This window comes from Thalassospira xiamenensis M-5 = DSM 17429, from assembly GCF_000300235.2.
Classification (GTDB): domain Bacteria; phylum Pseudomonadota; class Alphaproteobacteria; order Rhodospirillales; family Thalassospiraceae; genus Thalassospira; species Thalassospira xiamenensis.
The window spans coordinates 104,718-115,502 of sequence record NZ_CP004389.1 but is presented as its reverse complement, the minus strand read 5'-3'; the positions used below and the strand labels follow the sequence as shown (position 1 = coordinate 115,502).

The following is a 10,785-nucleotide window of genomic DNA, read 5'->3' as shown; positions in this document are numbered from 1 at the left end:
TGAAATAATGTATTTTGGGTCTTGGCAGATCTTAGGCGGTCTGATTTTTATACCTCACAACGCGCCAAAAGAGTATTGATGAGTAAACCGCAGCCGAAGCAAAAGCCATGCACCCTTATGGTCATCGCAGGTGTGCATAAGAGCGATAATGGTCAGGTTGTGATGCCTGGTGAAGTTATCGAAATGCATTTCCCAAATGGGAAATATTTTAATCTTCTCACATCCAAACTTTTAATTGCCCTGCTTGATTTGGCCGGGCCGGCTGTCGTTGAAGACCGTGCGCATGTAGCCCGCATTGAAGCGTTGAACTGGTCACACAAAGATGCCGGCACGATAGAGCGTGCCATTCGAGAGCTACAGCAGACAACCGTTGAGCTGACAACCACTGACGGCAAAGAATTCGTGACAAAGTCAGGTCCAATTTTGGCTCACGTCGAACGACGTCACCAAGCTTCCACCCGCGAGATTACGGTCGAGTTTTCCAAAACGTTCCGTGAGGTCATTGATCGATCCAATTATTGGGGAACCTTGCAGAAGACATCTGCGATGAAAATGGAATCCAAGTACGCGCTGGCACTGTACAGTTTTGCTTCTTTGCATGCCAACCGCTGGTCGCCCTATACAGATTGGAAGATAGAGGATTTGCGCAAGCGAATGATGGGGGATGCAAAGACGCTTGGCCGTTGGCAAGATTTCAAAAGGCGCGCTCTAGAGCCGGCGATTGAGGAAGTCAATCATCTGACAGATGTTCACATCCGATATGAGCCACTTCCCTTGAGGCCCGATGGAAAACGTCGGCGTGTGGATGCAGTGCGCATGTATGTGCGTCGCAAGACTGAAGAGGAAATGGCTGAAGTCAAATCTGAGTTGGAGAATGGACGCCAAGGCCGTTCCCGACGCAGGATTAACCAGCATGAGAGAGATATGCAGCGAAGCCTTGATTTTTCGGTCGCCGTCGACAAGTCCCTGTCGGAGCCGCTTCGCCGGACACTTCTTCGCTAAAAGGGAGGGCTTTGCCCTCCTTTTTTTTGGGGCTTCGCCCTGGCTTCTCAGTGGTTGGTGATCTTGGAGGCAATGATGTGCGCTGATTGGTCGTTTCTGCATCTGCCAGATGCTTGAACGACTAATTGGTCAGTATACCAACTGTCTATTAAAGGGACAAATCGCGGGAACACGAAGCGACGAACTGGCAAAGCGGAGAGTGTTAAGCCTTCGTTTGGGGACATATTGCGGGAATTTCACGGTCAAAAGACATTACAGGTTTGATTGATTTGGTCGTTCGTGCATCTCGCAGATGCCTGAACGACCAAATTCCTGCGATAGAAGTAATGCTATAGGGACAAATCGCGGGACGGCAATTAAGCTACTTCGGAATTATATAAATTCATTGCCCGCAATTTGTCCCCAAATGATCGTTTGCCATTAGCGACAGTACCAGACATCGGCTGTATTGGTCGTTCAAGCATCTGGCAGATGCAGAAACGTACAAAAAAAGGGAGGGCAATTGCCCTCCCTTCGATCGAAGCTTTTACGGGATGCTATACTGAGAATGTGGGGCTTTCAGGTTCAGGCTCTCCATAACGCAGGTCGAGATTTTCGCGCCGAGTGATGTCAACCACTTCCATGATTCGGGGCCCAATCGCTTCAGGTAACCGAAAGTGTGAAACGCTCTCCGGGTTTACATCAAATGATATTTCCCGAAGGCCGCGACTGATCAGAAAATCTAGCCCTTCTTTGATAAGGGCAAGTTTTTCGCAGAGCTTCTGTTCGTGAAGTTGCTCGGCCAGAAGTTCTTTGCCAACGGAATCTGATGTGCGGTTAAAGCTTTCAATGCCGGCAACAGCGACCGGATTGTTAACAGACCTCCTCCTGAGCTGTTCGATGTTCTCAAAAAGCTTTGAGGTATCATCGCCCGGAGACGCGTCAAAAATATTCTGACTTAACTCTCTGGACTGTAACCCATCAGACATACTGGCCAAGTTGATCGCAGTTTGTTCTGCCATTGTTTCATGGTCGCTGAGTGTGATGGCGATGAAGCTTTGCTGATCGCCATGTGTATCCATGATATTTTGGACGTACTTGCTAAGAACATCAGTTGATGTTTCGTGCCTTGAGGTGTTGAAGTCTTGCATGGTTCCATACCTACTCGTCACTGCCGATATTCACGATTGTCGCAAAAATTTCCGTTACTGATTTTCAATCAAGACACGTTGGCCAACTCGCTATCTTTGATGAGTTGTTTTGCGAGAATTTCTGCAGCGGCTAACGATGCATCTTCACTGGAGAGGTTCGCAGTTTTCGCCTGAAGATCTTTTTTCATTCTCGCTATCAAATTGACCGCTGACCCCTTCGGGAAGCGGTTTGCAAGGATTGATCTTGCGCGCTGACCTCCAACAGACCGGCTCATTGTCTCGCGCAAGTGCCGATCTTCCATCGTGGTGTTAAAAGCCCAGAGTTCGATCGGCCCAATTTTGTTGTAGAGAAACTGTCGAAATTCCGGCCGGTTCTTCAATTGCGCAAGCATCAGAAGAGGGGCGCCCATCGGTCCTGGGCCGTTGAGGGAATTATGAAGCACAGACTTCTGAGCTCCTTGGAGCTTAAACAGTTTAATCAACTCCTCACGTTCCTCCGCACCCGAACCGAGGATGAACTGACAGCTAGACAGGTTGATGAGGGATTCCGAGAAGTCTTTGTGTCGTTGGGAAGCGATCACGAGCATTAGGCCGGCTTTTCGGCCTTCCCGGGTGTCAAAATCGATTTGTTCATCGACAAACTCGATGCCGGCTGATCGCTGTTTTTCGTCGTAAAGCAACAACCGTTTGCTTTCCATGATCTGCTCAGCTTTGGCAACGTGATATGAGCGATACTTCTCGGGAATGTTGTCGAAGTGTGTCGGCCGGAGGAACCAGTCTCCAGCAATCACGTGGCGAGCAAGAAGCATCATAACGCCCGTTTTGGCAGCACCTGTATCAGTATTGCCTGGTACAACATCCTCGTTATCAATCGCGATAACCCTCGCCTCGCCGATATCAAAAGTGGTTTTACCGGCTAAGGCCGGATACTCTTCTGAAGCGGATGTTATAATTCGTTGAAAGGCATTGATCAGAGGTTCGCCAGTTCCGGCAACGCTCGTATTCTGGAATTCCTGTCGGATCTTTGGACTATTTGAAGCGGCGGCTACTTCAATCAGCGTGGGAACAGCATGTCGTTGGGCGAGTTTAGCGTGATGGTAATGCCCCGCTTCGAACAATAAATCCACCACATCCCACCAGGTCGGGTTGGAGGGTAAACTGATCGAGCTCTTCTGCAGGATATCATCAACAGAATAATCGATATTTCTGGAATAGAATGTCGGTTGCCCCTCTTTATCATCCTTCATGCGATAGGCTTCGTTCAGGACACGGGAAATCAGATCCCGCATGCCTTCAAACTGCTTGCCATCAGAATTAGCGCAAATGATCGAAAGGATATTCTTTTGGAGGTTCTTTTGAATTTTGAGCGGATATCGAAGCCCAAGTGAAGTATCGAGCATGTTGATGCGATGGTTCTCATCTTCCTGCATCTTGACGAAAATAGCTTGATGCTGCTTGTCAGCCGGAAGACCGTCACGAATGAGGTTGATTAGCCCCTCGGACGAAGAGCCGATATCAATGATACCTGCAAGTGGTAATGGAGCATTTTTCCGGCCTTGTGGGGTGAGGATATGGTCGAGGAGCATCGTCGAAATCAGAACCGATTTCCCCCTCCCCATCGGTCCGTAAATCAGATACACCCAGGCGTCTTGTTCTGATGAACCAACTTTAATCGGCATCGGTTTTCCGTCTGGCGAACGTAAAATCATTGTGCCGTCAGGGAATGGAGTGGCCGGCCGCGCAAGTGGAGCCATATGAAGTGCATCGCCCAATGGAGCTGCCGCGCCCGGACCGATTTTAGAGGGTCTTAATGCGAGGCTGGACCCCAAAGCAGCTTCTGCGGGATCACCAGAGAGATTGGTCGTCTCCATGTTTCCCCAGCTTCTCAGTGAAGCTCTCAACCGTTCAAGTCGGGTTAGCAGCAGCTTTTTTTCACCCAGAGGTGCCCATGTCGCAAAAGATGCTTGCAGGCTTACGAACGTTTCGCCGGCATTAGCTCTTTCACGCATCGCGTCATAGCTGGCTGAGATTTGTTTGTTCGCTGAGCCCGCAAACACAAGAAAACTCGCAAACAGCGCCTTGTTGGCAATGAATGAGAGGCCGTCCCCTGTCAAAAGGAAGCTCGCGCGGAATGGCATTGAAAATTCTGAGCGTAAAATGGAAAGCAGCAGACTTTGAAAATCGGCTACATGTGCTGGGGGTAGCTCCATATCTAAAGCCGAATATAGGCGCGAACCGATCTGGGCAATTGATGTGTCGATATCGAAGTTATCACGCCGGTTAAATATCTGCTCGTCAATTGGGTCTTCCAAAAGGGAAGGTAGATTACCTCTGTAGTTGGATGCCCTAATATCGACCTTGTCCCCCGGCAATCTGGGGTTCCAAACATCGGTTCGTTCTTCAGTGTAGACAGTACCACGAACCAAACGAACAAACTCATGTTTGGACGCAATGTGACAGTACATATTTACGTTGTTGTCAGATAGGGAAGCTTGGAACTGAGAAACAAACGCTTCATGTATCGCCAGAAGGGTGTCGTGCACTCTGGCCTGACGTTTATCCGCAGGTGATGCGTTGTTCGTCGCAGCTTTTCGATCTTTGTTGTCTGACGAAGTGAGAGCTGTCGGCCTGGTCCAAATTGCAATGGCGCATGTCTCATAGCGCATATCATGCGGGAGCATTTTTTCACGCTCGGCGAGAATGTCAGATATATCTAAGCCTATATTGTCAGCGGCGTCGCGTGCGAAAGAAACCTGTTGTAGCACGGCCTCCTGCGCACGGTCCGGGTCGGAACAATAAAAAAACTCGATTGAGTGATGCTTACGCTGCAAAAACCCGCCAAGGGTATGTGAAAGATGACTTACGATAGCGTTCAGCTCTTGGCCACCTGTGATCTGTGATCGACCGTTAAGAACAATCAGGCTGACGAGAGATCCATCGTAAGTAGACAGGGTTGATGCTGACGCAGAGCTTTCGAGGTCGCAGAAGTGCTTTAGTGAGGTGCTACCCCAGAATTCGACCAGTTGACGCCAATTGTTTGTCAATGTGCTCAGCATAATGTTCTGTCCACAGTCTTGATTAAAAAATGCTGTTTATGAGATTGCGGGCTTTTTCAACGCTCATAAGGGGAAGAGCATCTAGTCTTTTAAGCATCGGAGTGTCCCCGGTTGTTGCAAGCAGCGGCCGAAATGCATTCACGTGATATTTACCCGCTGATTTCTCGGGAAAATCGGTTGGTTGCAGGTCCGGCAAAAGCCCATTTGTTTCTGCCAAAATTGAGGCTGACAGCGGAACTTCCAGGCCACATTTATATGCAGCTTCGATCGCGAAACCGATGTTGCTCTCCGGTGTTTCGATCATTACGCGGCCAGATCCATAGCCGAGCACCTTAATCCCGAAACGCATTCGCAGTTCGATCGCGCGAAGCATAAGATCCATGCGTTCTCGACCACGAAGAATTGCAGCCCTCGGAGAGACTTTGGGCCACAACGAATTATCTGCTTGCCGTGGCGATGGTGCGCGGAGCAGGCTCGTATATGTGTTTTCCATTACAATTCCTGCAGACCAGGACAATGTCCCGTCTAGGGTCTGAAGTCGGGCAAGGTAATCGTTGTTGCAATCGATCGTCGTCTTGCCGTCATCGTCACATATGTAAGCAGAGAGAAGTTTCATCTTCAGTTTGTCGGCAATAAAAATGAATTCCAGCGGGGTGAGCCAAGTTCTGCGCGGTTTTTCGTTGGCAAAGGTCATCCCAAGGGCAAAAATCTCGATGTATGGATCATTGTCTGGGTTCGAACTGGTGTCATAATCCAGTTCGACTTGCGCAATGAATGGTTTTCCTGTCTCCAGCAGCCATTTTGCATGGCTGTCTGCTGCTTTTCCCATCTTATCAACCGGATAATGAGTCCAGTTGCCTTCCGGGACCTTGAGATTAAGGTATATGCTGGCGCTTGCTACGCGGGGGCGGACCAAAGAAATCCTTGTTAAATACTGATTCGGAGTGTCGATATGACTCCAGTTCTGGGTTGCATTTTCGATAGCGTCGCAACATTGGGGGCCATATATGCCGCTTGGATAGACCGGTGCCTTAACAAACTGCGAGATGCATGATGCAAGGGTGGGCAGTTTGAGGTTGTTCGAGTTTTTGAGTTGTGGAAATAACTGTTGGGCCACATGCATACAGTTGGAAAATATCTCAGCGATCAGAGGTGTGCATTCCTTTGGATAGTCTTTAACTGGTATGCCCCATTCTTCGCAGATCTGGTCGAGTGACAAACGCAGATATGCAGAATGCCGCAATAGCGGGTGCCTACGCAGATTGCTCCACCAAGCATTGAAAGACGCATTGGTTAACCAAAGGCAACTGTTACCAAGAGTAAGTGGGCTCGCGATCCGCTGTGTTTCCGCCCCGTGCTCGCATGCGTAACCAGATGTAGGGTTCTCTGGGTTATCAAACAGGATAACGCCGAAGCTCAGTCGAGCACCTGAGTTTGCTTTTACGGGCTGCTTTATCTGAGGGCGGTCGGAAAACGAGATGCCTTGCATGCGTTACTGTTCTTTCGCCAAACGGTGATAGAGTGGTTTCCATCGTTCAGGTTCGTGACCACCAAATGGTCCACCCGGATCAAAGGCCATCCAAGAAACCATTTCAGGAGCAATATCTTTGCCTCGGCGAAACAACTTCCCGGTCCATAGCAACCGCAAGCCATCCAGAAGCTCATGGCGTTTGTCATGAGCTTCTTTGTTGAGCCGAAGTATTGCTTCGCCGAGAATTTCTGGTCGGGAAGTTCCAATTAGGCGCTCTGCAACAGCTTGATGTCGGGCCAAATCCGACAGAAGTGTGCGCGAAGCGTCAGAAACAGTGTGAATATACCTGTTTGCAACAACGCATGTCAGGACAAGCATATTCAGGGATGCTTGCGAGAGCTGTTGGTGTTGAGGGTGAAGCCAGATCAAAACTGCCTCACCTTGCAGACCTGCCCGCCCCATATGCATTGTCATATGGCAGAGGGGGCAGATACATGCCAGGTTCATTTCGTCACAATGATTGTGATTGTGGTCGCGATGATGGACTTCAAGGAAACGTCGAGACTGCAACCCACACGCCTGACATGTGTACCGATCACGTTTTATGATACGTTCGAAAAGCTCAGCATGGCGGGCATCAATTTGTTGGTGGAAATTGTCGGGCATTGACCAGGTTGACCGAACCGCATCCAGGTGGAGGTTAATTGAATTTGTCATGCTGAGCTTGTCTTGCTTAATTGCCAATTGTATCGGCGAAGTTTTTGTCACCAATTTTTACTGTTTTGGCATCGTTGCCAAACAGACTTGCTGGTCCGATGCCAGTAAGAAGTGGAACGACAATCAGGACGCATGCGAGGATTAGGCCAGCGATATCGCCACCCACCCCCTGGGGCTGTTGGCCCCCAGCAGCCGCCTGCTTGGATTTGCGATAGAGGCTTGTAACGCTCGATACGGTGAAAATAAAACCGCCCAGAGTGGCTGCCCATCCACCAAAGTTAAGGATCGCTTTCATCGATCCCCCTACCGTTTCCTGATAGTCAGCGATGCCTTTTGCTGCATGAGCAATAGACGGGTCAATTAGAACAGCAACACCTGCGGCAGTAACTGCTGCACCAGCTGCAAGCTTTGCGAAGTAACGCTTATTCTTGGGAAAGCGCATGGGTAGTCTCCTAGTTAGTGTTCTGCAAAATGAAACTGCGTGTGAGTGATAAAGTTCTGATGGTTTAAGTGCTTGAAATCGCCTAGGTGCCGACTTTGAGGTCGATCAATTGTTCCATTACTGTTATGGAATTAAGGCAGAAGGACCCGCCAATGATTTGGGCTAAACATTTCCAGATCGAGGCATTCCCCTTCCGCTCTATCAGTCCCTTGAGGTCAAGAACTCCCTTCAAAGCAAAGATGAAACCAAGAAACCAGACCCACTGAAAAAGTGCTCGCATGGTCCTTTGGCCGTTCTCATCAAGTTTTTGGCCAAGAAAAGTGAAGGTGACATCGTTGCCGACAAAGCCCATGAAAGAACCAAACGTGCTTTGGCTCATTACTCCGAGGGTTGTAGAGAAGCTGATGATAGCTCCTCCAACCAGAAATACTCCGCAAGCTTGAAGAGGCGTTACCTGACTGTTCATCATGGACTTGCCGTCGCGGGTAGCGTCATAAAGAGCAACAACAGCGCCCAAGCAAATGAAGATACCAATGAGAGCGGTACTCCATCCGACGATGTTGATCAGTCCGGGCAGAATGGATGCCAGGTTTGTCGCCATCTCTGCAAACGCCGAAGCAGCGCCACTTAGTCTATCGACGATCTGGTCAAGCATTGATGATCATCTTCTCAATAATTGGGCTGCTTGACCGGCAATCGGCCGGCTTCGGTTGCGATCACCCATTCATCAGATTTTTCCTGATAGATGGACACAATCAAACCGTACCCTTTGAGCCTGTCACCCTCATGAACTTCAAGCAAACCTGATCCATTAAGTTTCAACCATGCTGTTCCAGGTTGGATTGATGCGATTGTGTAGACGGGAACATTTCCCGTGTTCCCAAGGTGGGACCTGCCCGATGTACTCAATGTTGTAGGAGCACGGTCTGAGACTGCTGGGGCGGGCGACACAGTCGATGTCGATGGGCGCTTAGGATCCTCAGTCTTGCGCGGTTTCACAGCCCCGCGCTCATTCGGTTGAGACGAACTGTCACGATAGGAAGGAGCTGGTGATGCCACCCACTTTGCTATCCAGAAACTGTTATCTAACAAGAGCCAGTTTCCATCCGGTGTGGCATCGATCGCTGTCACAGTTTCACCTTTCTTGAGAATCTTCACGACATCAGCTTTAAGCGAAGGAGCGCGCCGCATATTGATGTTCGTTGGTAATTCAATCGTTTGCGCGACACGCGCCGCATTCACTGCGGCGTTCAGTGAACTGCTCAGCTTCGTTTCCACTTCCCGTAATCTGGCATTGATATCATCAATTGAATCAGTGTTTTGCTCTACTTTGAGCACAACAGTTTTCTGCGACTGAGCAAGCTCTTCAAATCGTGCGGTAAGGCTGTCAAAATTCTGCAGAACTTTATTGAGGTCGTAGTTAATATCGTCCGTCTGAATATCCAGAGACCGTGCGCCATCTGATGAAGCCGCATCAGCGGGCTCGTTGTAGAAAATATCAGGGTTCACGCTAGAAGTTCCAGCATCTGACGATAATGTCGCGGCATCGAGTGATATGGGTTTGGTGTTCTTGGCAGTGAAACCATTATCTTCGCCAAACATCATCTTTGGGGTATTTGCCCTACCTTCTTGGGCTGCTTTCTGGATCTCGCCGCTGGATGGATTAGGCCCATTTACACTGGTTTCTGCAGTATCTAGGTTTTCATCGACTACCGGGACATCATTGCCATCCATATAGCTGTCCCTGAATTGCCAAAGACCGACCACAGCTACTCCGCCTATGCAAACTGCGACGAATGCATATTTCGCACTGCCTCTCAGCATTGTTGACAATGCCATTTTGTGCTTCGTTTGCGGTTTGATGGCTTCGACAACAATGTCATCGTCCGACGAGGCGGCATGAGGCACGCTATTGGCTTTTGCCGGTGACCCGGCCGTCACCGGATCATCGGGATCGTCAAAGCTTTGAAGGGTGAACCTTTGATCCTCGGCAGAGAGAGGTTCCGGGTTGCTGTCGCCTCCAGTCGTTGTCGTGTGCCCGTCAATGGATTCATCGGGTTGCTGCATGTCGTCAGCTTCGAGTTCTTCAACTGATCCCCATGGAGCGAAATCTGCAATATCCTCTGCGCGGGCCGCGTCCAGTCCGTCACCAATTTGTGCCGCGTTTTCACCGCGCTCCCTGGCTTCACGCTGACGAAATTCATTTTCAGATGTGTGAATGCTGCCAGGGGACAGGTCTTCAATCTCGCTTTCGTCGTGGCCGTCGAGAATTGATGAATACGTCTCAGCCATATCGGGTTGCCGCTCCAAAAAGTCATTTTCTGTAATACTAAGGGAACACCAGAATCAAATGGGGCAAAAAAATACATAATCAGGATTTTTTTGTATCTGAACAAAAAATGCCACATTCACGCAGCATTTCTTCCTACAATTCGGGGATCATGAGCGAGAGGTTCCCACACAATGAAAATTGCAAGGGCATAAAGAGTGCTGGATCACGAAAATTGGGCGATTGGGTCGATAGATGTGAAACCCACCAGAAAAACCATGCGGGAGTTTGTTCGCAGATTCTGGGTTAGTTACCAGCAAATGCCCTATTCATCAGAGATGATCGCGCACTGGCGGGTATGGCAAGGTGAGTTGCATTTGAATGCTGCGGCGGTCGGATTTGATGCATTAACACTGCGTGCAGGTGGTGGAAGTGATGGCATGATAGCAAAGCCTGATTTTCCATACGATAGCGTCGCTTTAATTGCGGCCAAATCATCAGTCGTAAATGCATTGATTATTGATGGGCCGGTCAGATCAATATGGTGCTCCCCTTCTCTGCCAGGTTTGCAAAGGCACACAGTAGAGACGATTGATGTTCCATGGCATGAGGAATTGCGACGTCAGTACGTTCTGGGATCTCTAATTGTCCCAGTTCAATCGCCTGTAAGAAGCGGAATGGCGTTGCAATGACAGTCT

9 protein-coding genes are annotated in these 10,785 nt (G+C 49.4%); 2 read left to right on the top strand and 7 right to left on the bottom strand.

The annotated features are described in order from the left end of the window. Positions 1 to 78 precede the first annotated feature (78 nt). Positions 79 to 1,002 carry a replication initiation protein gene (locus tag TH3_RS21775; RefSeq protein ID WP_007090993.1) on the top strand — a complete coding sequence of 308 codons (924 nt, stop codon included), beginning with the start codon at positions 79 to 81 and terminating at the stop codon, positions 1,000 to 1,002. 536 nt (positions 1,003 to 1,538) lie between these two features. Here the strand turns inward: TH3_RS21775 and TH3_RS21770 are convergent. The 7 genes from TH3_RS21770 to TH3_RS21735 form a co-directional block, all read right to left on the bottom strand. Further along, on the bottom strand, positions 1,539 to 2,132 hold the full coding sequence (locus tag TH3_RS21770; RefSeq protein ID WP_007090992.1) for a hypothetical protein: 594 nt from the start codon (positions 2,130 to 2,132) through the stop codon (positions 1,539 to 1,541). 68 nt (positions 2,133 to 2,200) lie between these two features. Next, complete coding sequence (locus TH3_RS21765; RefSeq protein WP_007090991.1) at positions 2,201 to 5,188, bottom strand: hypothetical protein; 2,988 nt, start codon at positions 5,186 to 5,188, stop codon at positions 2,201 to 2,203. Positions 5,189 to 5,210: 22 nt separating this feature from the next. Beyond that, complete coding sequence (locus TH3_RS22945; protein WP_139328224.1) at positions 5,211 to 6,677, bottom strand: hypothetical protein; 1,467 nt, start codon at positions 6,675 to 6,677, stop codon at positions 5,211 to 5,213. A 3-nt stretch (positions 6,678 to 6,680) separates the two neighbouring features. Continuing rightward, positions 6,681 to 7,427 carry an HNH endonuclease gene (locus TH3_RS21755; protein ID WP_167710613.1) on the bottom strand — a complete coding sequence of 249 codons (747 nt, stop codon included), beginning with the start codon at positions 7,425 to 7,427 and terminating at the stop codon, positions 6,681 to 6,683. Beyond that, positions 7,393 to 7,818, bottom strand: a complete 426-nt coding sequence (locus TH3_RS21745; RefSeq protein ID WP_007090987.1) for a hypothetical protein — start codon at positions 7,816 to 7,818, stop codon at positions 7,393 to 7,395. The genes TH3_RS21755 and TH3_RS21745 overlap by 35 nt, the downstream gene beginning before the upstream one ends. Positions 7,819 to 7,900: 82 nt before the next feature. Continuing rightward, the gene (locus TH3_RS21740) at positions 7,901 to 8,473 is read right to left on the bottom strand and encodes a hypothetical protein (RefSeq protein ID WP_007090986.1); all 573 of its coding nucleotides are present in this window, start codon (positions 8,471 to 8,473) and stop codon (positions 7,901 to 7,903) included. A gap of 14 nt (positions 8,474 to 8,487) precedes the next feature. After that, complete coding sequence (locus TH3_RS21735; RefSeq protein WP_007090985.1) at positions 8,488 to 10,110, bottom strand: SH3 domain-containing protein; 1,623 nt, start codon at positions 10,108 to 10,110, stop codon at positions 8,488 to 8,490. A gap of 195 nt (positions 10,111 to 10,305) precedes the next feature. Between TH3_RS21735 and TH3_RS22940 the strand changes: the two genes are divergently transcribed. Further along, positions 10,306 to 10,779: a hypothetical protein gene (locus tag TH3_RS22940; protein WP_139328222.1), complete on the top strand. Its 474-nt coding sequence runs from the start codon at positions 10,306 to 10,308 to the stop codon at positions 10,777 to 10,779. Positions 10,780 to 10,785 lie beyond the last annotated feature (6 nt).